Source organism: Actinophytocola sp., from assembly GCF_036378875.1.
In the GTDB taxonomy this organism is placed as follows: Bacteria; Actinomycetota; Actinomycetes; order Mycobacteriales; family Pseudonocardiaceae; genus Actinophytocola.
Window position 1 is genome coordinate 12,752 of record NZ_DASUVO010000048.1, and the last position, 21,713, is coordinate 34,464.

The window sequence follows — 21,713 nt, forward strand, 5'->3', positions numbered from 1 at the left end:
GGGTGCGGCCCGGAGGACCCGCTGCGCGGTTTCGGGGCGCGAAGCGCCCGAAACCCACCGCCAGCGTGAGGAGGGCGTCCTTCACCACACCGCTCAAGCGGGATGGCAGCGCACCCGGCACGGGCAGTGTCCCGAAAGACGCGCTCATGTCGTTGAACGTCCCCATCGCGTCCTTCAGGACACCGACCATGTCCCCAACGCGTCCTTCGCGACGCGCGACCCTGCGGGTGCGCCTCGGGCGCTGCGCGCCCGGCCTGACCAGGTCCGCACCTCCCCGCAAGGTGCGACGGACAACGCCGGCCGGTCAGGCGACCGCCTTCCCGTAAACGGCGAGGATGCCGCCCCAGCCGCCCTCGGAGTCGACGCCCGTACGCACCTGCTCCGGGGCGTCGTGGCGTTCGATGTGGCGGTGGGTCAGCTCGACGCGGGTGCGGTCGTCGGTCTCGGCGATGAACAGGACCTCGATCTCGCTCGCCTTGGTCGGGTCCGGGTGGTAGCTCCAGTCGCCCTGGAGGTGCCAGGACAGCACGATCCGCTCGGGTGCGTCGTAGGTGAGGACGCGACCCCAGTCGCACTCGGTGCCGTCCGTGCCTCGTTCGTACCAGCGGCCGCCGACCCTCGGCTCGATCACCGCGTCGGCCAGGTCGGCGGCGCCGATGTGGTGGCTCTTCGGCCACCAGGTGAAGAACTTCTCGGTGAACACGGTGAACGCCCGTTCGCGACCGGCGCGCACGGTGATCGACTTGCGGACGACCTGAGGTGCGGTTACGGGCCGCGAGGTTGGCACAGGGACTGTCATCACTCTTCCTCCTCCACCGCGGCGGCGAACGCGGCCAGCGCGTTGTCCCACAGCTGGTCCAGATAGTCACGCAGGGCGTGGACCCCGCGCGGGTCGACTCGGTAGAGCCGGCGGGTGCCCTCGGCGCTGTCTGTCACGAGCGACACCTCCTTGAGCACCTTGAGGTGTTGCGACACCGCAGGCCGGCTCACCGGCAGCTCCTTCGCCAGCTCACCCACCGCACGTGGGCGGGCGGCGAGCAGCTCGAAGATGGCGCGCCGGGTCGGGTCGCCCAGTGCGCCGAGCGCGTCCAATTGGTAAGTCGGCACGAACGGTAAGCTACGACTTACCCATACTCTCAGTCAAGTCCCGTGGAACTCTTTGGCAGTCCTGTGCTGACTCACAGCGTTCTCTCATGCCGCGAGCGCACCGTTGAGCCATGACCGAGAACTTCCGCCAGGCACCACCGCCATGGACCTACCCAGGACCCGCGTACCCGCCGCCTCCCCTTCCGGTGCAGCAGAAGCCACCCCGCCGCTTCCGGCGCGGCACGGTCGCCGTTGTCGCGGCCGCGGCACTGGTCGCGGGCGGCGTCGGCGGCACCGTCGGCGCGTTGATCGGCAGTGACGGCGCGAGCCAGCCGACCCTCGGTGCCGCCGCGACGACCACGTCGAGCACCACCGGCACCTCCTCGGGCGCCGAGGGCACCGACGTGTCGGCGATCGTCGCGAAGGTGATGCCGAGCGTCGTGCAGGTGAACGTGCGCCTCCGCGACGGCGAGGGCATCGGCTCCGGCGTGATCGTCAGCTCGGACGGCAAGATCCTCACCAACAACCACGTGGTCGCGGACGCCGAGACGGTCACCGTGACGCTGTCGGACGGCCGCACTGTCGACGCGACGGTGCTCGGCACCGACCCGTCGACCGACCTCGCACTGATCCAGGCGCAGGGCGTGAGCGGGCTGACCGCGGCGAAATTCGCCAACTCCGACGACGTCAAGGTCGGCGACGAGGTGATCGCCATCGGCTCGCCGGGCGGCCTGCAGGGCACCGTGACGACGGGCATCGTCAGCGCGCTCGACCGGACGGTCACCGTGTCCGAGTCCGAGGAGCAGCAGAACCCCTACCCCTACACGCAGCAGGGACAGGGCGCCGGGACCACGTCCTACAAGGCGCTGCAGACCGACGCGGCGATCAACCAGGGCAACTCGGGTGGGCCGCTGTTCAACGCCGCCGGTCAGGTCGTCGGCATCAACTCGGCGATGTACTCGCCGGTGACGGGCCCGAACGGGTCAGCCGGCAGCGTCGGCATCGGGTTCGCCATCCCGAGCAACCAGGCCCAGCAGGTGATCGACAAGCTGTGAGCCGCCAACCGTGACGCTCGCCCGCCGCGCCTCGCCCATGGCCATGGACGCGCGGGTGAGCAGCCACCGAACACGGCGGACTTCCTTACGAGCCTCGGTGATCTCCCACAGCAAAGCGGCGGCCGCCAGCAGAAGGACGGTCGCCGCGACGACGAGCACCTCAGTAACGATGTTCACTCCGCAAGCTCCGTAGTAACGATGTTCACTCCGCAAGCTCCGTAGTAACGATGTTCACTTCGCAAGCTCCGTTCAACGAGCCCGATGCACCCGCACGTCGGCTTCCACACCCGCCGCTGACAACGACTCCCGCACCCGGCCGATGATCTTCTTGTGCACCACGTCCCTGAGCAGGCGCGGCGTCAGCGCCGTGAGTGGACGGGTGAGGGCGCTTTCCTTGTGCGCCAGCTCGAACAGGTTCAGCAGCTCGACCGTGATGACGTGACGGTCGCCGGTACCGAGGCCCCCCGCCAGCTCCGGCGGCAGCGCGTTCATGCGTTCGGCCAGGTCAAGCGCCTGGCCCTGGGTGGCGGCCAGCTCACGACGAAGCCGCAGCAACGCCACGACCGCCATGCCGAGCACGCCGAGCCCCATGACGACGAGCACGAGCCCGATGGTCTCCATGGCACACCACGGTATGCCAGCTTTCGCCCACGGCGGAAAGGGGAGCCGGCGCGGGTGGGGTTCTCCACTCACGGAGTGGTTCACCCGTCACGTGTACTGATGCCGAAGGGTGTCCTGGCCCTCACGCCGCGGACAAACCAGGATGGTTCTGACGGTCGAACTGATGGCAGGAGGCGACGAATGAGCGACACCGAGCCCCAGATCGCGGCGGGAAAGGTGCTCTGGCACTTCACGATGTCGTTGGACGGTTTCGTGGCGGGGCCGAACCACTCGATGGACTGGATGACCGGGACGAACCGGCCGGGCCTGATCGACGAGTACGTCACGACCACGGGCGCTGTGCTGGGAGGTCGAGCTGGTTGGGACATCGCCGCGGGTGAGTCCCGCCCGTACGGCGACGACTGGGACGGGCCGATCTTCGTGCTCACCCACCACCCCGAGGACGCGACGCCCGCCGAGGGCGTCACCTTCCTCGACTGCGACCCCGCGGAGGCGGTACGGATCGGGCTGGAGGCGGCCGGCGGCAAGAACCTCGAGGTGTTCTCCCCGACGATCGGCCGTCAGCTTCTCGAACTGGGACTGATCGACGAGATCGACCTCCACATCGAACCGGTCCTGCTCGGCGACGGCATCCGGCTCTACGACAACCCGGGCGGCAAGCCGATCCTCCTCCATCGGGTCGGCGACGCCGGCCCCACCGCGGAGGTCAACGTGCGATATCGGCCCGCCACAACGGCTGACCGAGACGACGCCGGATAACCGAGCTGTTCGCACCGACTCTTGTCACATTGGTTCAGCGAGAATTGAATCTCGTTATCCAGTCCGCGTTGAGTTGATCGGCCTGGCGACGGTGCCCGACCACCAGTTGCCGATCCGGCGGAACATTCAGACCGAGATAGTCGAGCACTTTTTGTGCGGTGCGGGGCGGATCTGCCGCCAACTCCTCATACGTCACCTCACACGGCGCGATGCTGTGCGAGGCGAACCAGGTTGTCCAGTCCGCCTCGAATCTCTCGATCGTGGTGACAAGCCGACCAATCAGCTCTTCGTCGTAATGCGGATCCTGACCTCCTGGCGCGACGGCTTCGCCAGGATGCCAGAAGTGGGTTTGCAGCGCCTTCGCCCACGACACCGCCTGGGCCACGACGTCGCGTCGCCGCAGGTGAACGAATCTGAGTCGACCCAGCTGGGCGCTCAACAGGTCCACATCCGTCACGGCTGGCACAGATGCGGCGGCGGCAAGACCACTTACCAGCTCCGGCAGCGTCTCTGCCATGATCCTCCCGCCAAAGACACCGTTCGACGTCCTGCCGGCGGTCAGCGCCGCTTGAACGAACGCCTCGTCGATCCGTCCATCACGCGGTCGGGTTATATGCCAGTCGTCGGCGTACTGATTCAGAGTCTTGCGGTTGAAGTAGGACGCTGGGTGGCCAGCAACCCCGGACGAGTCCAGCAGACCGCACAGCAAGGTGCTTCCCGAACGGGGCGTCGCGCAGATCAGATACGAGTCAAAATCTGGGCGTGTCACAGCGGACGACCGTAACCAAGCCCTGACCTGGGACCAACCGAATTCCCGCGCGTCGGCCTAGCGGGACAGGTTGCGGTGCATTTCCTGCAGGCGGGAGGTCAGGTCGGCGCGGGTGGCCGGGGCCACGAGGATTCGGTGTTCGCCGTCCGGGGTGGGGGTCATGTAGTTCAGCCAGCGGCCGTTCTCGGTGTCGGCGTAGCGGAGCGGGTCGGGCACCGGCTTGCGGCGGCCCATGCGGTCGCGGACCGCCACGTACAGTTCGCCGCCGCCGGTTCGGGGTTGGGCGATGATCTGTTGCACGATCCGCACCTGGGGCGGCGCGGGGCGCATGCCGACGCCGGCGGCCGTGCGTTGGCGGCCGCCGGTCGAGGCGAGCATCTCCGACCGCAGCACGTTGACGGCCTCGCCTCGGGACGGTTTCACGTCCGGGGTCTGCGCCACCAACGCCACCGGCAGTGCCTCCGGGCGGATCTGCGAGATGGTCACCGTCGTGCCCTCGCGTACCGCCAGCACCGCCTCGCGGCCGATGGCGCCCGCCAGCACGCCCTTCGTCTTGTCGCCCTCGTTGATCCACCCGTAGAACTCGGCGCCCGCGCGGGTCAGCACGGCCAGCGACGCGGCGACCTCCACGTCGACGCGGCCGCGGTTGTCGAGCAGGCCGAGCCGCATGAACTCCTTCCGGGCCTCGACCTCCAGGCGGTCCTGGTCCTCCTTGCGCCGCCACAGGGCGAGCGGTTTCAGCGTGACATGCAGGTCGCCGAGGTTCTCCATCCGGACCAGCCGGGTGAGTGCCTCCACGTGCAGCGTCAGTGACTTCTCGAGCACGGTGTCCCTACTCGCCGATCACCGGTGGCGCGGTCACCTCGTCGGTGCCGAACGTCTCGTGCGGGTCTGGCTCGACGAGGAACGACGGGCGCTCGTGCTCCTGGTCCTCCTCGCCCTGACCCTTGCCGCCGTGACCACCCATGCCGCCCATGCCACCGCGACCGCCGCCGGCTCCACCGCCACCGGGGCCGAACCCGCCACGGCCGGCCACGCCCTCGGCAGCGGCCGCGGCACCGCCCGCGCCGGGTCCGAAGCCGCCGACACCGCGCCCACCGGCACCCGGACCACCGCCGGAACCGCCGCCGCTGCCGGTGGGGCCGAACCCGCCACCACCACCGCCGCCGCGCGGACCGAAGCCGCCGCCGCCCCCACCGCCGCCACCACCGGTCGGACCGAAGCCGGGCATCATGCCGGGCAGCGCCGGGTTACCGGACGGGTTGCCGCTGCCAGGCGGCCGGTTGCCCGGCAGCGGGGAACGCGGAGGTGTCCCGATCGGCGGGATGTTGTTGCTCGGGTTGGTCGTACCGCCACCACCACCGCCGCCACCACTGCCGGGAGGCCGGCCGGTGCCGCCGCCGCCACCGCCGGGCACGTTCGTGCCGGGGGGCGAGCTGCCGCTCGGGAGCGTGCTGCCGCTGCCGCCCGTGCTGCCACTGCCCGAGCTTCCTGGGGTGCCGGTGCCGGGTGGAGTGGGCGGGGGCGGTCCTGGGGTGGGTGGGGGCGACGGTCGCTCGACGCCGACGGCGGAGTAGTCGTCGGTGATCCGGCCGTAGGTCGTCGGCATCGCCGAGGCGTTGGAGCTGCTAGTGGCCTCGTAGTCCTGCATCACCGAGACGTTGTTGTCGTTGGCGCCGTTGACCTGGTTCATCTGGTTCTCGTAGTTGCGGCCCGCGCCGCCGAGACTGGTCAGGTTGTCCCAGACGCCCGGCTCCTGCGGCGTCGGCGGGATCTTGGTGACCTGGGCCTTCGCCGTCGAGAAGGCGTTGGCCTGGCTGGTCAGGGTCGACTGCGCGGTGTCCATGCTCGGCGCGGCGAGCCCGTGCTCGACCGCGAGCGGCCCGGCGCCACGTTGGGCGGCACCCGCCGCGTCACCCTGCCAGGCGCTCTCCATCTTGGTGGTCAGATCGGTGATCGACGTGGTGCGCTCGTTGTAGTTCTTGATGAGCAGGTCGACCTTGACCGCGGCGGCCAGCATCCCCTTGGCGTCGTCGCCCGTGCCACCGTGGAAGTTGTGGTAGATCTGCTCCCCACTCATCCCGAACACGGACAGACTGTCGAAGAACGACGTCATCCCCGACTCTCCTCAGCTCGTCACGCCTGAACGCTGCGCATCTGGTCGTGGGCACCGTCTTCCATGACCTGGATCTGGGCGCGGCTGTCCTTCAGCTTCTGGATGTAGTTCTCCGCGTAGCGAAGCATCGCGTCGCTGTGGTGCCACATGTTCGCGACCGAGTCCTTGGACGCGCTCGCCTGCACGCGGCTCATGACGTCCGCCGCCGGGTCCTTGATCATGTGGTAGGCGTCGGCGATGGCGTCCTTGTCGCGCTGGATGCCGTCGCGCTCGTCCTCCCACCGTTTGATCAGGCTGTCCAGTTCCTCGAGGCTCGCGAACATGAACTGGCCGCCGGTGCCGCCGCCGCCGGCCTCGTACGGTTCACCCGTGCCGAACAGCGAGCGCCACCAGCCGAACACACCGGTCTGGCCGTTGATCTCCTGGTTGACCTGCTCCTCTGGAGTACCAGGAGGCTGCTCGTTCTCCGTCCCCGTGCTCGGAGCGTTCGTACCGTCTGGCACGCCCACCACACCCCTCGTCGATAAGTCACCCCATACCCGCGTGCAGCTTACCGTCCTGACCAGGCGGTAAGCCCGGGCCTACGACGATTCGTGTACGCGGTTGGTTCCCACCCACCGGAAGTCGCACGAGGACAGACGGCGCTCAGTCGTTACGCGGAAAGCCCAGATTCACTCCTCCGTGTGATGGATCGAGCCAGCGGGACGTGACGACCTTCGTCCTGGTGAAGAAGTGCAGACCGTCCGGACCGTACGCGTGGGTGTCGCCGAACAGCGAGTCCTTCCACCCGCCGAACGAGTAGTAGCCGACCGGGACGGGGATGGGGACGTTCACGCCGACCATGCCGACCTCGATCTCGTTCTGGAAGCGCCTTGCCGCGCCGCCGTCGTTCGTGAAGATCGCCGTACCGTTGCCGTAGGGGTTGCCGTTGATCATGTCGACCGCGTGCTCGTAGGTGTCGGCGCGGACCACGGACAGCACCGGCCCGAAGATCTCGTCCCGGTAGAGGGACATGTCCTGGCGCACGTGGTCGAACAGCGTCGGGCCGAGCCAGAAGCCGGTCGACGCGCCGTCGACCTCGTGTCCTCGGCCGTCGACGGCCAGCGTCGCGCCCTCACCGACCCCGGTGTCCAGGTAGGACGCCACCTTGTCGCGGTGGGCGGCGGTCACCAGCGGCCCCATCTCGCAGCCGGGGCGGCGGCCGTCGCCGACCTTCAGTTTCGCCATGCGCTCGGAGATGCGGCCGACCAGCTCGTCACCGATCGGGTCCACCGCGACCACCACCGAGATGGCCATGCACCGCTCGCCGGCCGAGCCGAAGCCGGCGGACACCGCGGCGTCGGCGGCCAGGTCCAGGTCGGCGTCCGGCAGCACCACCATGTGGTTCTTCGCGCCGCCCAGCGCCTGCACCCGCTTGCCGTTGCGGGTGCCGGTCTCGTAGACGTAGCGGGCGATGGGGGTCGACCCCACGAAGGAGACGCCGCGGACGCCCGGGTGTGTCAGCAGACCGTCGACGGCCACCTTGTCACCGTGCAGCACGTTGAGCACGCCGTCCGGCAGGCCGGCGCGAGCCCACAGGTCCGCGATGAAGTTCGCGGCGCTCGGGTCCTTCTCGGACGGTTTCAACACGACGGTGTTGCCGCACGCGATCGCGTTCGGCACGAACCACAGCGGCACCATCGCCGGGAAGTTGAACGGCGAGATCACGCCGACGACGCCGAGCGGCTGCCGTATCGAGTAGACGTCCACCCTCGAGGACGCGTTCTCGCTGAACCCGCCCTTGAGCAGGGCGGGGATCCCGCACGCGAAGTCGACGTTCTCGATGGCGCGGCCGACCTCACCCGCCGCGTCGTCGAGGACCTTGCCGTGCTCGGCGGTGACGATGGCCGCCAGGTCCGCCTTGTGCTCGTTGAGCAGTTCGCGGAAGGCGAACAGGACACGCGACCGCGCCGCCAGCGAGGTGTTGCGCCAGGTCTGGAACGCCTCCGTGGCGGCGGCGACCGCCTCGTCGACCTCACTCGGCGCCGCGAAGTCGACCTGCCCGGTCACCTCGCCGGTGGCCGGGTCGAACACGTCACCGGTCCGCTCCGCGACACCCGCCCACGGCTTCCCGTCGATCCAGTGGCTGATCCGCGCGACCATCAGTCGTCCCCTCCCGCCGCGGCGATCGCCTCGTCGAGGATCGCCAGCGCCTCGTCCGTCTCCTCGCTCGTCACCGTCATCGGGGGCGCAAGCCGGATGACGTTGTTGTGGAGTCCGCCCTTGCCCACCAGCAGGCCCCGCGCGCGGGTCTCCTCCAGCACGCGTGCGGCCGCGGCAGGCGACGGCGTCGTGCCGCCCGGCTCCACGAGCTCTATCCCGACCATCAACCCCTTTCCGCGTACGTCACCCACCACGGGTTGCCGCGAAGAGGTATCACGGAGCCCCGACAACAGACGGGTGCCGAGCCGGTGGGCGTTGGCCTGCAGGTCGTGCTCGCGCACGTAGTCCAACACCGCGCGTGCACCAACTGTCGCGACCGGATTACCCCCGAACGTGGAAATCGAGTTCGCCGTGAAGCAGTCCATGATGTCCGCGCGCGCCACAACGCCACCAATGGCGAGACCGTTCCCCAGTCCCTTCGCGAAGGTCATCATGTCCGGGGTCACCCCGTGCGCCTGTATGCCCCAGAAGTGCGTGCCCGTGCGGCCCCACCCCGTCTGCACCTCGTCCGAGATGAACAGGATTCCGTACTCCGCAAGGACTTCCGCGAAAGCGCCGAACAGGCCGTCCGGCGGCGTGCTGAACCCGCCGACGCCCTGGATCGGCTCCGCGATCATGCACGCGACGTCGCCGGACGTCCCGGTCCGCAGCACGTCGCGGAGGTCCTCGACGCACGCGGCGATGTAGTCGGCTTCCGACAGCCCCCGGAACGGGCTCCGATACGGGTACCCACCGTGCACATAGGACACACGAACGGGTGAAAGTGCGGACGCGGACCAACCGCGGTTGCCGGTGATGCCGACCGTCGCGAACGCGCGGCCGTGGTAGGAGTTCCGCATCGCGAGGACCTGGTTGCTGCGCCGGTACTGCGTGGCGAGCATGAGCGCGGTCTCGTTGGCCTCGGTGCCGGAGTTGGTGAAGAACACCTTCGCGTCCGGGATGCCGGAGAGCCGGGCGATCTCCTCGGCCAGCTCGACCTGGCTGCGGATCAGGTAGAGGGTCGAGGTGTGCAGGATGCCAGTGTCCAGTTGCTTGCGGACCGCGTCGCTGACCTCGGGCACGTCGTACCCGAGCGCGTTCGTCAGGATGCCAGCGAAGAAGTCGAGGTACGTCTTGCCGTTCGAGTCGGTCACCCGCCGCCCGCTCGCGTGCACGATCTCGATGGGGTCGGCGTAGTACAGCGCGAGCCAGTTCGGCAGGACGGCGCGGTGGCGGTCGATCAGACGATCCATGCCTTGAGTGTGCCGAGGGGCACCCGCCCGCACCATGGACAGTATGTATCGCAGAAACGCCAGCGTCCGTACAGTCTGTGTGCATGTATCCGACCGTCGCGGACGTGCTGACCCTGCCGGTGATCCGGCAGGGCTTGGCGACCGTGGTCGCCGGATCCGGCGGGTTGAACGGGCGCGTGCGATGGGTGCACGTCGCCGAGGTCGCGGACATCGCTCCCCTGCTCGGCGGCGGTGAGCTGGTGCTGACGACGGGCATCGCGCTGCCGGACGACGCCGAGGCACTGACCCGGTACGTGACCGAGCTGTCCGCGGTCGGCGTCGCTGGGGTGGTCGTCGAGCTGGTCCGGCACTGGCACCGCGAGCTGCCGACCGCGATGATCGAAGCGGCGGACGAACACAACCTGCCACTCATCACCCTGTCGAGGGAAACCCGGTTCGTGGCCGTGACGGAGGCCGTGATCGGCTTGATCGTGGCCGCGCAGGTGGCGGAGCTACGGGCCGCGGAGCGGGTCCACGAGACGTTCACGGCGTTGACGGTCGCGGGCGCCGAACCAGCGGAAGTGCTGCGTGAGGTGGCTCGGGCGTCGGGCCTGCCGGTCGTGCTGGAGACACTCGGCCACGACGTGCTCGCCTACGACGCGGCGGGCACGGACCCGCGCGAGCTGGTCGCCGACTGGGCAGCACGCTCACGCGCGGTGACCATCGATGCCCGAACGGGCTATGACGTCGGCGAAGGTTGGCTATTGACCGTCGTGGGCGCGAGAGGCAACGACTGGGGCCGCCTGGTGTTGGCGTGCCCGTCGGAGCCGCAACACCGGCAGGTGGTGATCGCGGAACGGGCGGCGTCGGCGCTCGCCGTGCACCGCCTGGTGGCACGGGACCGTGAGGGCCTGGAACGCCACGCCCACCGCTCGCTGCTGACCGAACTACTGGGCTCGACGACGACGGCCGCCGACCTGACCGCCCGGGCCACCGCCCTCGGCGTCCCCCTGCACAGACGCCAGCTTCTGGGCATGTCGGTCCGCCCGTCGATGGCAACACAGGCGGCGACGGCCGGCCGCCCCGCGATGGCCGCACAGGAGGTACTGAGGGACCTGGCGGAGGCAACGGCACTGGCCGCCCGCCGCGCACGGGTGGCGGCACTGGTCGGGGTGGTGGACGACATCAGCGTGCGGGCGCTGCTGTCCCTGACCCCACAGGCGGACGTGGACGCGGTACTGCACCGCCTGTCGAAGGAAATCCACCAGGCAGCGGCAAGCGCCCCGAAGGCACTGCCGGTGATCGTCGCGGTCGGCACCACGGTCGACTCGCTCCCGAACGCCCGCAGAAGCATGATCGAGGCCGCCCACGTGGCGAAGGCGGCACTCCGCAACCCGGACAGCCGCGACTACCACCGCCTTGACGACGTCCGCCTACGCGGCCTGATCCACCTACTCGCCGACGACGACCGGGTGACCGCCTTCGCCGCCCGCGAGCTGGGCCCACTACTGGCCCGCGACGCGACGAACAAGAGCCGCCTGATCGACGCACTGCGTCATTTCTGTGAGCACGGCGGAAACAAGTCCGCGGCCGCGGCCGCCGCCCACATGTCCCGGACCGCGTATTACCAGCAGCTGGCCCGCATCGAACAGGTGCTGGGCGTTTCCCTGGACGACCCGGAATCCGTGCTGTCGCTACACGTCGCACTGCTGGTGGAGGAGATCAACAGCTGACCGGACGCCCGGCCCGCACCCGCTTCACCCCGAGCGTGAAAGACGCTTTCAGCACTCCGGCCGTGTGGTGAACGGCGCGTTCTCGGGACGTGGCCGGTGTCCTGAAAGACGCGATCGGGGCATCGCCGATGTCTCGAAAGACGCGCCGATGACGTTCAACCTCGATCCACCGATGATCTTGTCGGGTGTCGCACCGTGCGAGAGGCGTGGGCCTGGTCGGGCCCGCTTCGCGGGCGCCGGGCGCTGCGCGCCCGGCGCGCACCCGCAGGGTGCCGCGTCGCGAAGGACGCGTCGGGAACCTGGCTGCTGTCCTGAAAGACGCGATGGGGACGTTCAACGACATGAGCGCGTCTTTCAGGACCTTGCCCGCAGCGTGAACGCGCCATTCGTGTGCGGCCAGCGCGACTTGAGCGGTGTGGTGAAGGACGCTCCTCACGCTGGCGGTGATGAAGACGTCCTTCCTCGCATGGCCGCCGGCCGAAGTCGCGACCGCCCCTGACTGCGAGCGGTTTCAGGCGCTACGCGCCCCGAAACCGCGCAGCGAGCCCACCGGGCCGCACCCCGAGCCACCAAGACCATCGGTGGATCTGGGTTCAACGACCCGAAAGCGTCTTTCGAGACATCGCCCGTGGCTGGTGAACGCGCCTTTCACAGCACCTGGGACAGGAACTGCTTCAGCCTCGGTGACTCCGGGTTGTCGAAGATGGCTTCCGGGGAGCCTTCCTCCACGATGACGCCTCGGTCCATGAAGGCGACCTTGTCCGCGACTTTTCGGGCGAAGCCCATCTCGTGGGTGACGACCAGCAGGGTGAGGCCGCGGTCGGCGAGGCCCGCCATCAGGTCCAGCACGCCTTTGACCAACTCCGGGTCCAGCGCGCTGGTGGCCTCGTCGAAGAGCATGACCTCCGGGTTCATGGCGAGGGCACGGGCGATGGCGACCCGCTGCTGCTGACCGCCGGACAAGGCGGCCGGGCGGTACGGGGCCTTGTCCGCCAACCCGACCTCCGCCAGGCGGTCCCGGGCGACCGAGGTCGCCTCCTCCTTCGAGACGCCGCGGACGTTCCGCAGTGGCAGCACGATGTTGTCCAGCACGGTCCGGTGCGGGAACAGGTTGAAGTGCTGGAATACCATGCCGACCCGCTGACGCAGCTGGTCCGGGTTGGTGCGGGTGACGTTCGTGCCCGCCAGGAGGATCTCGCCGGAGTCCGGTTCCTGCAGGCGGTTCGCGACGCGCAGCAACGTGGACTTTCCCGAGCCGGACGGGCCGATGATGCAGGCCGTCTTTCCCTGTTCGACGGTCAGGGACACGCCGCGCAGGACTTCCAGAGTGCCGAACGAGACGTGGATGTCCCGCAGCTCCACACTTGAGGAAGACGTCATGACGGCACCTCGCCCGCTCCGTGGCGCCGGAACGCTCCGCAGGCTCCGCTACACCGGCGCCCTCCGCGGGCTCGGTCCCATCCTGAATATCGATGATTCGCTCCGCAAGCTCCGCTCATGGGCGCACCGCCAGCTCCAGCTCGTCGTCCGGCGACTGAGCCACCTTCTTGCCCTCCCGCAGGCGCTTGTCGATGTAGTTCACCAGGTGGGTGAGCGGCACCGTGATCACCAGGTACACGAAACCCGCCGCCACCAACGGAGACAGGTTGCCCGTGTTGGCGGCCAGGTCCTGCCCGATGCGGAACAGCTCGCGCTGCGAGGCCAGCAGACCGAGGAAGTACACCAGGCTGGAGTCCTTCACCAGCGCGATGAACTGGTTCACCAGCGCGGGCAGTACGCGACGCACGCCCTGGGGGATGACGACCAACAGCATGGCGCTGCGGTACTTCATCCCCAGGGCACGGCTCGCCTCCAACTGCCCTTTCTCGACACTCTGGATGCCGGCGCGGAAGATCTCGCCGATGTAGGCCGCCGCGATCAGCGACAGCGCCAGGATGCCAAGGGGGTACGGGTTGGTGCCGACGACGTCCCGCGCGACCGTGCCGAGACCCTGGCCGACCACGAGGATCGTCAGGATCGCCGGCAGGCCGCGGAAGATGTCGGTGTACACGCGCGCCGGCCAGCGCAGCCAACGCTTCGTCGACAGGCCCATCATGGCCAGGACCATGCCGAGCACCGTGCCGATGAGCGCCGACACGCCGGCCAGGATCAGCGTGTTCAACAACCCGGTCTTCAGCAGGTCCGGGAAGACCTGCCAGATGTATTCCCAGTTGAGGAAGGTTTCGAGGAACTGGTCCATTTAGGACTTGCTCGCGAACTCGGGCGGCGTCGGCGCGTTCGGCTCGAACTGCTTGTGCAGCTTCTCCCACGTGCCGTCCTCGATGACCTGCTTCAGGCCGGCGTTCACCTTGTCGATCAGCTCGGTGTTGCCCTGTTTGAACGCGTAGCCGTGCGGCAGGTCCGTGGTGATCGAGTGCACGACCTTCAGCTTGGCGTCCGGGTTCTCCGCGACGTAGACCTCCGCGGTGGCCAGGTCGAACACGGCGCCGTCGATGGCCTTCGTCTTCAGCGCCGACAGGGCGGCCGCGTCGTTCGGGAAGCGGACGGCCTGCGCGGTCGGCTCGTTGTCCGCGAGCCAGGTGTCGGAGACCGTGCCCTGCACCACGCCGATCCGGTTGCCGCCCAGGGTGTTCTCGTCCGTGACCGGCGAGCCGTCCGGCGCCGCGATGCCGAGTGACTGGTAGTTGTACGGGTCGGAGAACGCGACGGTCTTCTTGCGCTCGTCGGTCTGCGAGATGGCCGAGCTGCCGATGTCGAACGTGCCGTTGGCGACCTGGCCCAGCAGCGCGGAGAAGTCGGTGGCCACGAACTCCAGCTTCAACCCCTGCTTCTCGGCGATGGCCTTCAGCAGCTCGTTGTCGAACCCGGTGAACTCGCCGTTCTCCTGGTAGGCGTTGGGTTTCGAGTCGCTCAGCGTGCCGACACGCAACGTGTCGCCGCCACCGCCGCCGGCGTCCTCGTCACTGCCGCAGGCCACGAGCGACGCCGCCGTGACCAACGCTGTCACGACCGCGATCAGACGTTTCATCATCCTCAGACTCCAGGGTTGGTCACTGGCAGGCCGGGGCCCTTCGGCTCCAGCTCCTTCGGCAGGGGGCTGTCCGGGTAGAACTTCGTGTTCAGCTTCTCGACCGTGCCGTCGGCGATGGCCGCGGCCAGGCCCTTGTTGAGCTTATCTAGCAGCTCGGAGTTGGTCTTGGCGACCGCGTAGGCGGACGGCGTCTCCTTGGTCTCGATCTTGTAGCCGATCTCCAGCGGCACGGACGGGTTCTGCTCGATGTACTGGTTGCCGATCTCGTTCGGCACGATCCAGCCGTCGACCGCGCCGTTGCGCAGCTGCGCGAAACCCGCGTTGTAGTCGGGAAACCGCACTACCTCCGCACCCGGCACCTTGTTCGTGGCGAAGTCGTCCTGCACCGACGCCTGCACGACACCGAGCCGCTTGCCCTTGAACGCCTCGAGCGAGGTCAGGTTCGCGCCCTTCGCCGTGACGATCGTCGTGTACTCCGTGTGGTAGCCGTTGGAGAACGCCACGGTCTTCTTGCGTGCCTCGGTGGCGGAGATCGTCGAGCTGCCGATGTCGAAGCGTCCGTTCGCGACCCCCGCGAGCAGGCTGGAGAACTCGGTGCCGACGAACTCGACCTCGAACCCTTGCCGCTTGGCGATGTCCCTCAGCAGCTCGTTGTCGAAGCCGGTGAACTCGCCGTCGTCGAAGAAGATCGCTGGTGGTGCGTCGGTGAGGGTGCCGACCCGCAACACCTGCGCGCCGTCACCGGAGTCGCTGCCGCACGCGGTCAGCGTGACGGCCAGCACTGCGGCGCTGAGCACGGCAAAAAGCCTGGAACGCATGGTTTTTCTCCCCTGAGATCCCACGAATGCGTGCGCCACAGTAAGCATTCAGAGTCGGCGACCTCACCTCGTTCCACAGTGTGGACGCGGCCTGGTGCCCTTGATCACAGAGATCACAACTGGTTGAGCAGCCACCTCGGGCCGAGGATGGCGGCGCCGGCGTCCTGGCTGCGGCGCTTGAGCTCGCGGTCGGCGGTGACCACGTAAACGTCGACGTCGGGTTGCCCAGCGAACTCCGCCACGGTGTCGACGATGGTGTCGTCGCCCTCGCCAGCCGAGCTGATCACCCGCACCCGCTCGCCGTCCCCGACACCGCGCGCCTTGCCCTCGACGACCATCACGACGTCGCCGGCGGCGATGTCGAACGACGGGCCGAGGAAGCCGTCCAGCGCGTCGATCTGGTCACGTAGCCGGGTGGCCGCGCCGTGGCGGTCCCGCCACCAACCGTCGGCGCGGGATCCCATGACGTTCGCCGTGTCGACGATGAGCACCGCCCTGCTCATAGTCCACATCGGACAGGCTGGTCGGCGCGGTTCATGCCGGCCATCCTACGAGCTGACGGGAGAGTCCGCCGGGTTAACGTCGGGCATGACCATCGACAGGGCCGCCGTGCGGGAAGCGTGCGCACGGCAGAGCGCGCGTCCGACCCCGGGGAGCCGGCAGATCGCCGACTACCTCGCGAAGCAGGTGAACGACGAGTCGCACCGCGAGGTGATCGGCCCGCTGCTCCCGGCGACCACGCGAGCGGCGTGGTCATGCACCGCGGCGAGGTCGTCGGCACCTGGGGCGAGCACGACCACCCGGAGATGTGCTTCAGCGCGACCAAGTCGTTCGTCGGTCTCGTGGCCGGCATCGCGCACGACCGGGGCTTGCTCGACGTCGACGCCCCGGTCCGCGACGCGGTCCGGTGGGTGCACCTGCTGCAGCAGACCAGCCAGTGGGACGGGGTCCTGTGGGGCAAGCCCACCAGCGTCGACGCCCAGAGCAACGGGGCGAGCGGACCGCCTGGCGCGGTGTGGTCGTACAACGACGTGCGGGTCAACCTGCTGTGCCTGGCGTTGACGGGGTTGTTCGGCCAGGCACTGCCCGAGGTGCTGGCCGAGGCGGTGATGCGCCCGCTGGGCGCGTCACCCTTGTGGCAGTGGCACGGCTACGACAACTCGTTCTCCGACGTCGACGGTGTCCGTGTCCCGGTGGTCAGCGGCGGCGCGCACTGGGGTGGCGGGCTGTGGATGTCCGCGCTGGACCTGGCGCTGGTCGGACAGCTCTACCTGCGCAACGGGGAATGGGAGGGCCGGCGGCTGCTCAGCGCCGAATGGATCGCGCGGAGCTGGACACCGTGCCCGGTGAAGCCGGACTACGGCTACCTGTGGTGGCTGAACGACCAGCAGACCGTCTTCCCGGAGGCGCCGGCGACCGGTCGGTGTGCTCGCGGCAACGGCGGACGCCACCTGTTGTGGGTCGATCCGGCCCGTGACCTGGTGATCACCTCGCACTGGGGTGAGGACGTCGGGCAGCTGGTCGCGGAAGTGTCAGCCGCGGTTTCCGTGTCACACCAATAGACTCCCGCCGTGGAGTTTCGGCTGCTCGGCGATATCGAGGCCCGTCTCGACGGGCAGCCGATCGCGCTCGGGTACGCCCGGCTGCGCTGCCTGCTCGCCGTCCTGCTGGTGGAGGCCAACCGCACGGTGCCGGTGGAGGAGCTGGTCGAGCGCGCCTGGGGGAACCAGCAACCGCTCCGGCCGCGCGGGGCGGTGCAACACGGGATCACGATGCTCCGCAAGGCGCTTGCCCCGCTGCCGGACGTCACGATCTCCTGGCGTGCCAACGGCTACCACCTCACGATCGATCCCGCGACCGTCGACGTGCACCGGTTCCACGATCTGCTCACGCTGGCACGGGCCGCCCACGACGACGAGCAGGCCGCGGCGTTGTTCGAGCAGGCGCTCGCGATGTGGCACGGCGAGCCGTTCGGGACGCTGGACACGCCGTGGGTCAACGCGGTGCGCACCGAGCTGACCGGGCACCGGCACGCCGCCGAGCTCGACCTCACCGACATCCGGTTGCGGCGCGGCGACCACGCGGCGCTGGTCGCTGAGCTGTCGACCAGGACGAGCGCGGATCCGCTGGACGAGCGTCTCGCCGGCCAGTACATGCTCGCGCTCTACCGCGGCGGCCACCAGGCCGAGGCGCTGCGGCACTTCGAGAAGCTCCGCCAGCGGCTGGCCGAGGGGCTTGGCGCCGATCCCAGCCCGCCGCTGCGCACACTGCACCGGCAGATCCTGGCCGCGGACGCAGGTCTGGACCTGCCAGGCCGGAACACCGTGCCACGGCAGCTGCCCGCGCCGCCCCGGTCGTTCACCGGCCGCGGCCGTGAGCTCACCCGGCTCAGCGAGGCCGTGGACGAGAAGGCCGTGGTGGCGATCGGCGGCATCGGGGGCATCGGCAAGACGTGGCTCGCACTGCACTGGGCGCACCAGCACCTCGGCAGGTTCCCCGACGGGCAGCTGTACGTGAACCTGCGTGGGTTCGACCCGTCCGGGCAGCCGGTGCCACCGGAAACCGCGTTGCGGGGACTGCTCACCGCGCTGGGCGTGGACACGTCGAGCATGCCGGCCGACCTGGACACGCTCGCCGGCACCTTTCGCGGTGTGCTGGCCGGGAAGCGTGCCGTGCTCGTGCTCGACAACGCCGCTGACCTGGACCAGGTCGTCCCGTTGCTGCCGGGCAGCCCGGCCTGCGCGGTGCTGGTGACCAGCCGTCGCCAGCTGACCGGGCTCGTCGCCGCGCACGGCGGGGTCCCGCTGGACCTCGACGTCCTGCCGGAGAAGGAGGCCGGGGAGCTGCTGGCCCGCCGCCTCGGCGCGGGGCGGGTGGCGGCGGAACCGGTGGCGGTGGCCGACGTCGTGGCGAGCTGCGGTGGGTTGCCGCTCGCGCTGGGCGTGGTGGCCGCAAGGGCCGCGGCGCATCCCCGGTTCCCGCTCGCGACCCTGGCAACGGAGTTACGTGAGGCCAGGCTGGACGCGCTCGGCGGCGGTGACCTGAGCAGCGACGTGCGGGCCGTGCTGTCGTGGTCGGTGCACCGGCTCGACGCGCAGGCCGTGCGGGTGTTCGGGTTGCTCGGCGCGGCGCCCGGCCCGGACATCGGTCTGCCAGCGGCGGCCGCGCTCACCGGGTTGTCGGTGAGCGAGGTGCGTGCGGTGTTGCGACGGCTCGACGACGCGTTCCTTGTGCAGCAACACGTGCCCGGCCGGTTCCGGATGCACGATCTCATTCGGCTGTTCGCCACCGAGCAGCCGATCGAGGACGGCGCGCTGCGGACGCTCGTGGAGTTCCTGCTGCGCACGGCCTACGCGGGTGAGCGGGTGCTGTACCCGTACCGCCCACCCATCGACATCGAGCCCGCGGAGACGATCGGCGACGTGACCACGTGGTTCGACACCGAACACCCGTGCCTGCTGGCCGCACAGCAGCTCGCGCTGTCCCGTGGCTGGCGTCGCGAGGTGTGGCAGCTGGCGTGGGCACTCGACACCTACCACCGGCGGCGCGGCCACCTCCGGGACCAGGTGGCGGTGTGGCAGGCCGCGCTCACCGCCGCCGACGACCTGTTCGTCCGTGCGCGGGCGCACCGCGTGCTCGGGCACACCCACACCTACCTCGGCGAACACGGCAAGGCCGAGGAACACCTCGCCCACGCGCTGGCACTGGCCGAGGAGCAGGACGACCTGGCCGGTCAGGCGGAGACGCAGCGGTGCCTGGCCTGGTCCAGGGTGCGGCAGGGCGACGACCGCGGCGCGCTGGAACACGCGACGGTCGCGCTGGCCCTGTGCCGGGCAACGGAGCACCCTCTCGACGGCGCGTCGGAGCTGAACATGGTCGGCTGGCTACACGCCCGTCTTGGCGAGTTCGACGAGGCCCACCGTCACTGCGCGGCCGCGCTCGACCTGCACCGCACCCACCACAACCGCGAGGGCGAGGCGGAAGCGTTGGGAAGCCTCGGTTTCCTCGCCCACCACGTCGGCGACCACGACTCGTCGCTCACCCACTACCGCCAGGCACTCGCCGTCTGCCGCGAACTCGGGCACACCCGTGGACAGGCCGAACTCCTCGGCCGCGCGGGCGAGGTACTCATCGACGCAGGCCGCCCCGAAGAGGCGAGAGAGTACCTACGCGAGTCCCTGGACCTGTACCGAAGCCAACACAGCACGGTCGACATCAACCGCCTCCAGAACCAACTAGCCACACTGGCCTGACTCCCCCAATGCGCGAGTCGCGCGTTCAGCCCCCGCGAGTCGCGCGTTCGGCCCCTGCGAGTTGCGGTTTCGGGTACACCGCCCGGTCCGTCCTGAAAGACGCGATCGGGACGTTCAACGACACGAGCGTCTTTCAGGACATTGCCCGTGGCGTGAACAGCGTGTTGCCCGTACTTGGTGCATTGCCAGCGCGCTTGAGCGGTGTGGTGAAGGACGCGTCCTTCCTCACGCTGACGGTGATGAAGGACGCTTTCTCGCATGGCCGCCGGCGCCCGCCCAACGAGGTGGTGACCCCAGGCGGTCAGGATCGGCTCGGTGGTGGGCTTCGCCGGCGTGTCCATCCGTACGGAAACCCGCCGCGCGGGCCAGGGCGTGCGGAGTCCGTCGACCCGTACCGCGAGCCGACCGGCGGCGTCGGGCCCCACCACCCAGACCCGACCGGCGCGGACGGCCACTTCGCGGGCCGGCGCCGACAGGCCGTGCACACGCACACGATCGCCGTCGGGCAGGACCAGCACGGTGCCGCGGGTGTCGAGCACCGTCACGGCTGTCTCGCGCCACGGCTCGTCGGAGAGCAACCGCCGCGCGGCCGCCGGCCACCGCAACGAACCTGGCATGGTGTGGCGAAACGACGACCACGTCCCACCAGCCCCACCGCCCCGAAGGCCACGGCCAGCACCGGCGTGATGGCGACCCACATCGCCACCGCTCCGACCGTCACGAGAAGACACCACGGCGCGAGGGTGGCCCCCTGTACCCGCTGCACGGAGAGTTCGAAGAGCCGAGCGGTGACGTCGTCCTCCAGCGCCGGCTGATCAACAGAGGTCACGCCTGTCTATCGAACTGGCCTGAAGGACCCCTTCGGGATGCTCACCGTCTGCGAAGGGGTCCTTCAGGGTCTGGCGCCCCTGGGGGATTAGGCGCCGATCGTGGGGCGGGAGGTGTGGCTGCGGCCACTGACGCTGTTGATGAGCGGCAGGATGCCCGTGGCCCAGCGCTGTGGAGTACCGCCGGTCCACGTGTTGTGCAGCCACACCAGGTGACTCGCCCGCATGGTGTCGTAGTGGTAGTCGAAGATCTCCCTCGGCGTCTGGGTGAACCGCGTGCCCAGCCCCATGGCCTGCACCTCACCGGTCCACGCGACCTTTCCCCGCAGGTCGGCGCCGCCGTCGTGGCCACGGAACACGCGGTTGGCGGTGATGAACCGGGTGATGCTCGGCAGCGGCAGCTCGGGATCCGGTCCGCCGACGGTGACCCCGCCGGGGGTGGTGGTGTCGACGCAGTGGGTGATCAGGTCCCGCATGGCGGCGTCGTTGCCGATGAAGTTCGCGTTCAGCCGCAGGTACGTGGCCGTCCACACCTTCTTGCTCTCGGTGAACCAGCGCTTGAGCTGGGCGCGCCACGCCTCGGTCGAGAACCCGTGCGCGGCCGGCACTCCCAGCGCCGTCTCGCCGAGGGAGAACTGCTCGAACCGCGGATGGGAGTTGTAGCGGACCGCGAAGACGCGGGACAGCGCGATGAGCCGGTCCATCACCGCCGGCTCCCACATCCTCGCCGCGACCGCGAGGTTCCCGCTCCAGGTCTCCCCCGCTGGCCTGGACACCGCCGGCACGTACGACGGCACGACGCCGCCGCCCGGGTTGCCGAACGCCCGCTCGTTGACGTGCACCATCAGGTACTTGTCGGTGGGCAGCGAGTCGAGCTTGCGCAGGTAGGCGTCGACGATCCGGAAGCCGCGCGTGTAGTCCCCCGGCGCGCCCTCGAGGTCGGCCCAGCTGAACCCGATCTTGATGCCCGCGATGTACGGGTTCGTGCCCACCTTGTCCAGCGCCAGGAACTGGCTCGCCTGGACGTCCGGTGACCAGCGGTTCTGGGACGGCCAGAAGTAGTGGCCCGGGTGCCACTTCCTGCCGGCGGCGAACGCGGGGGTCGGCGTCAGCGCCGTCACGGCGGCGGCAGCGGCGAGCCCACGGAGCAACGTTCGGCGGGTGATGGTCACGGCCGAGGAGGATGGCAGCGCGCGCTTTGGTACCGCGTTGTTCGCGCTTGGGTCCGCAGG

22 protein-coding genes are annotated in these 21,713 nt (G+C 69.4%); 6 read left to right on the plus strand and 16 right to left on the minus strand.

Features of this window, described 5'->3' with window-relative positions:
- Nucleotides 1-304: 304 nt before the first annotated feature.
- Nucleotides 305-799 (minus strand): SRPBCC family protein, encoded by a 495-nt coding sequence (locus VF106_RS13735; protein ID WP_330840054.1) that lies wholly within the window; start codon nucleotides 797-799, stop codon nucleotides 305-307.
- Nucleotides 799-1,107 carry an ArsR/SmtB family transcription factor gene (locus tag VF106_RS13740; protein WP_330840055.1) on the minus strand — a complete coding sequence of 103 codons (309 nt, stop codon included), beginning with the start codon at nucleotides 1,105-1,107 and terminating at the stop codon, nucleotides 799-801. Before VF106_RS13740 ends, VF106_RS13735 begins: the two co-directional genes overlap by 1 nt.
- Nucleotides 1,108-1,217: 110 nt before the next feature.
- On the opposite strand from VF106_RS13740, the gene VF106_RS13745 reads away from it, so the two are divergent.
- Entirely contained in the window at nucleotides 1,218-2,141 is a 924-nt protein-coding gene (locus tag VF106_RS13745; RefSeq protein ID WP_330840056.1) for a S1C family serine protease, read from the plus strand.
- On the opposite strand, the gene VF106_RS13750 is transcribed toward VF106_RS13745, so the two are convergent.
- Nucleotides 2,070-2,318 (minus strand): hypothetical protein, encoded by a 249-nt coding sequence (locus VF106_RS13750; RefSeq protein WP_330840057.1) that lies wholly within the window; start codon nucleotides 2,316-2,318, stop codon nucleotides 2,070-2,072. The two genes, VF106_RS13745 and VF106_RS13750, sit on opposite strands and share 72 nt — an antisense overlap.
- A gap of 72 nt (nucleotides 2,319-2,390) precedes the next feature.
- Nucleotides 2,391-2,762 (minus strand): hypothetical protein, encoded by a 372-nt coding sequence (locus VF106_RS13755; RefSeq protein WP_330840058.1) that lies wholly within the window; start codon nucleotides 2,760-2,762, stop codon nucleotides 2,391-2,393.
- Nucleotides 2,763-2,942: 180 nt separating this feature from the next.
- Here VF106_RS13755 and VF106_RS13760 point away from each other — a divergent pair, with 180 nt between their 5' ends.
- The gene (locus tag VF106_RS13760; RefSeq protein WP_330840059.1) at nucleotides 2,943-3,521 is read left to right on the plus strand and encodes a dihydrofolate reductase family protein; all 579 of its coding nucleotides are present in this window, start codon (nucleotides 2,943-2,945) and stop codon (nucleotides 3,519-3,521) included.
- Nucleotides 3,522-3,555: 34 nt separating this feature from the next.
- Here VF106_RS13760 and VF106_RS13765 read toward each other — a convergent pair whose 3' ends face one another.
- From VF106_RS13765 to VF106_RS13790, 6 genes are all read right to left on the minus strand, one after another.
- The gene (locus VF106_RS13765) at nucleotides 3,556-4,290 is read right to left on the minus strand and encodes a Stf0 family sulfotransferase (protein ID WP_330840060.1); all 735 of its coding nucleotides are present in this window, start codon (nucleotides 4,288-4,290) and stop codon (nucleotides 3,556-3,558) included.
- 57 nt (nucleotides 4,291-4,347) lie between these two features.
- Nucleotides 4,348-5,115, minus strand: coding sequence for an ESX secretion-associated protein EspG (locus tag VF106_RS13770; RefSeq protein WP_330840061.1), 768 nt, complete (start codon nucleotides 5,113-5,115; stop codon nucleotides 4,348-4,350).
- A gap of 7 nt (nucleotides 5,116-5,122) precedes the next feature.
- Nucleotides 5,123-6,406 carry a hypothetical protein gene (locus VF106_RS13775; RefSeq protein WP_330840062.1) on the minus strand — a complete coding sequence of 428 codons (1,284 nt, stop codon included), beginning with the start codon at nucleotides 6,404-6,406 and terminating at the stop codon, nucleotides 5,123-5,125.
- A gap of 20 nt (nucleotides 6,407-6,426) precedes the next feature.
- Nucleotides 6,427-6,909 (minus strand): hypothetical protein, encoded by a 483-nt coding sequence (locus VF106_RS13780; RefSeq protein WP_330840063.1) that lies wholly within the window; start codon nucleotides 6,907-6,909, stop codon nucleotides 6,427-6,429.
- 142 nt (nucleotides 6,910-7,051) lie between these two features.
- A complete protein-coding gene (locus tag VF106_RS13785; protein ID WP_330840064.1) occupies nucleotides 7,052-8,548 on the minus strand; it encodes a CoA-acylating methylmalonate-semialdehyde dehydrogenase in 1,497 nt (498 codons plus the stop codon).
- Entirely contained in the window at nucleotides 8,548-9,840 is a 1,293-nt protein-coding gene (locus tag VF106_RS13790; protein ID WP_330840065.1) for an aspartate aminotransferase family protein, read from the minus strand. Before VF106_RS13790 ends, VF106_RS13785 begins: the two co-directional genes overlap by 1 nt.
- A gap of 83 nt (nucleotides 9,841-9,923) precedes the next feature.
- Between VF106_RS13790 and VF106_RS13795 the strand changes: the two genes are divergently transcribed.
- A complete protein-coding gene (locus VF106_RS13795; RefSeq protein ID WP_330840066.1) occupies nucleotides 9,924-11,552 on the plus strand; it encodes a PucR family transcriptional regulator in 1,629 nt (542 codons plus the stop codon).
- 648 nt (nucleotides 11,553-12,200) lie between these two features.
- Here the strand turns inward: VF106_RS13795 and VF106_RS13800 are convergent.
- The 5 genes from VF106_RS13800 to VF106_RS13820 all read right to left on the minus strand — a co-directional run bounded on the left by VF106_RS13800 (nucleotide 12,201) and on the right by VF106_RS13820 (nucleotide 15,904).
- Complete coding sequence (locus VF106_RS13800) at nucleotides 12,201-12,932, minus strand: amino acid ABC transporter ATP-binding protein (protein WP_330840067.1); 732 nt, start codon at nucleotides 12,930-12,932, stop codon at nucleotides 12,201-12,203.
- 115 nt (nucleotides 12,933-13,047) lie between these two features.
- Nucleotides 13,048-13,791 (minus strand): amino acid ABC transporter permease, encoded by a 744-nt coding sequence (locus VF106_RS13805; RefSeq protein WP_330840068.1) that lies wholly within the window; start codon nucleotides 13,789-13,791, stop codon nucleotides 13,048-13,050.
- On the minus strand, nucleotides 13,792-14,583 hold the full coding sequence (locus tag VF106_RS13810; protein WP_330840069.1) for a transporter substrate-binding domain-containing protein: 792 nt from the start codon (nucleotides 14,581-14,583) through the stop codon (nucleotides 13,792-13,794).
- 2 nt (nucleotides 14,584-14,585) lie between these two features.
- Nucleotides 14,586-15,401, minus strand: a complete 816-nt coding sequence (locus VF106_RS13815) for a substrate-binding periplasmic protein (protein WP_330840070.1) — start codon at nucleotides 15,399-15,401, stop codon at nucleotides 14,586-14,588.
- 113 nt (nucleotides 15,402-15,514) lie between these two features.
- Nucleotides 15,515-15,904 carry an NTP pyrophosphohydrolase gene (locus VF106_RS13820; RefSeq protein WP_330840071.1) on the minus strand — a complete coding sequence of 130 codons (390 nt, stop codon included), beginning with the start codon at nucleotides 15,902-15,904 and terminating at the stop codon, nucleotides 15,515-15,517.
- Between the two features lie 252 nt (nucleotides 15,905-16,156).
- Between VF106_RS13820 and VF106_RS13825 the strand changes: the two genes are divergently transcribed.
- The 3 genes from VF106_RS13825 to VF106_RS13835 all read left to right on the plus strand — a co-directional run bounded on the left by VF106_RS13825 (nucleotide 16,157) and on the right by VF106_RS13835 (nucleotide 20,469).
- Nucleotides 16,157-16,963 (plus strand): serine hydrolase domain-containing protein, encoded by an 807-nt coding sequence (locus VF106_RS13825; protein ID WP_330840183.1) that lies wholly within the window; start codon nucleotides 16,157-16,159, stop codon nucleotides 16,961-16,963.
- Between the two features lie 9 nt (nucleotides 16,964-16,972).
- Nucleotides 16,973-19,654 carry an AfsR/SARP family transcriptional regulator gene (locus VF106_RS13830; protein WP_330840072.1) on the plus strand — a complete coding sequence of 894 codons (2,682 nt, stop codon included), beginning with the start codon at nucleotides 16,973-16,975 and terminating at the stop codon, nucleotides 19,652-19,654.
- A 194-nt stretch (nucleotides 19,655-19,848) separates the two neighbouring features.
- Nucleotides 19,849-20,469, plus strand: a complete 621-nt coding sequence (locus VF106_RS13835) for a hypothetical protein (RefSeq protein ID WP_330840073.1) — start codon at nucleotides 19,849-19,851, stop codon at nucleotides 20,467-20,469.
- Nucleotides 20,470-20,570: 101 nt separating this feature from the next.
- Here the strand turns inward: VF106_RS13835 and VF106_RS13840 are convergent, their stop codons facing one another.
- Nucleotides 20,571-21,653 carry a hypothetical protein gene (locus VF106_RS13840; protein WP_330840074.1) on the minus strand — a complete coding sequence of 361 codons (1,083 nt, stop codon included), beginning with the start codon at nucleotides 21,651-21,653 and terminating at the stop codon, nucleotides 20,571-20,573.
- Nucleotides 21,654-21,713: the final 60 nt, after the last annotated feature.

Coding starts and splice junctions, on each gene's coding strand:
- VF106_RS13735 (WP_330840054.1), bottom strand. CDS start 799: ATGACAGTCCCTGTGCCAACCTCGCGGCCCGTAACCGCACCTCAGGTC.
- VF106_RS13745 (WP_330840056.1), top strand. CDS start 1,218: ATGACCGAGAACTTCCGCCAGGCACCACCGCCATGGACCTACCCAGGA.
- VF106_RS13755 (WP_330840058.1), bottom strand. CDS start 2,762: ATGGAGACCATCGGGCTCGTGCTCGTCGTCATGGGGCTCGGCGTGCTC.
- VF106_RS13760 (WP_330840059.1), top strand. CDS start 2,943: ATGAGCGACACCGAGCCCCAGATCGCGGCGGGAAAGGTGCTCTGGCAC.
- VF106_RS13775 (WP_330840062.1), bottom strand. CDS start 6,406: ATGACGTCGTTCTTCGACAGTCTGTCCGTGTTCGGGATGAGTGGGGAG.
- VF106_RS13785 (WP_330840064.1), bottom strand. CDS start 8,548: ATGGTCGCGCGGATCAGCCACTGGATCGACGGGAAGCCGTGGGCGGGT.
- VF106_RS13790 (WP_330840065.1), bottom strand. CDS start 9,840: ATGGATCGTCTGATCGACCGCCACCGCGCCGTCCTGCCGAACTGGCTC.
- VF106_RS13795 (WP_330840066.1), top strand. CDS start 9,924: ATGTATCCGACCGTCGCGGACGTGCTGACCCTGCCGGTGATCCGGCAG.
- VF106_RS13800 (WP_330840067.1), bottom strand. CDS start 12,932: ATGACGTCTTCCTCAAGTGTGGAGCTGCGGGACATCCACGTCTCGTTC.
- VF106_RS13805 (WP_330840068.1), bottom strand. CDS start 13,791: ATGGACCAGTTCCTCGAAACCTTCCTCAACTGGGAATACATCTGGCAG.
- VF106_RS13810 (WP_330840069.1), bottom strand. CDS start 14,583: ATGATGAAACGTCTGATCGCGGTCGTGACAGCGTTGGTCACGGCGGCG.
- VF106_RS13815 (WP_330840070.1), bottom strand. CDS start 15,401: ATGCGTTCCAGGCTTTTTGCCGTGCTCAGCGCCGCAGTGCTGGCCGTC.
- VF106_RS13820 (WP_330840071.1), bottom strand. CDS start 15,904: ATGAGCAGGGCGGTGCTCATCGTCGACACGGCGAACGTCATGGGATCC.
- VF106_RS13825 (WP_330840183.1), top strand. CDS start 16,157: ATGCACCGCGGCGAGGTCGTCGGCACCTGGGGCGAGCACGACCACCCG.